Genomic DNA, 378 nt, shown 5'->3' with positions numbered 1-378 from the left:
CCACAGACAGGTCGTAATCTTCGACTTCCCTTCGTACATCTCTTGTACCCTCGGTTTGAACCCGTACTTTTTTGTTCGGGGTTGAAAAATCACTGCCCTGCTCAAAACCATATCCGCGGTACCTTTCAAACCATTTACTAAAACGTTCGGTTCCTTTTGTTCCTCCGTCTTCGGAAAGCAGATCATATAAATCCCTTGCCGACACCGTAGGTTGTCCGCTCTCATAGCTTATTTTCATTAGCTCATCCACTTTCTCACTTCCTATCGCAGCGCCTCCAATCGTGCGCAAACTGCTAAAATGATAATCACTCCGGCCACAAAGATAACCGCCGGCATCAGCCACCGCTCCGTTACTTCCAGCAGGCGGGATCGGCTGTC

General features: G+C 48.9%; 1 protein-coding gene. It reads right to left on the bottom strand.

What is annotated here, in order from left to right; translation table 11 throughout:
- The coding region (locus tag NE664_15870; GenBank protein MCQ4728112.1) for an antA/AntB antirepressor family protein at positions 1–250 on the bottom strand (250 nt) is incomplete at its 3' end.
- Between the last annotated feature and the right edge of the window lie 128 nt (positions 251–378).

This window comes from Anaerotignum faecicola (genome assembly GCA_024460105.1).
GTDB lineage: Bacteria > Bacillota > Clostridia > Lachnospirales > Anaerotignaceae > JANFXS01.
The sequence above is the reverse complement of the archived record's forward strand: the minus strand, read 5'-3'. Positions and strand labels throughout refer to the sequence as shown.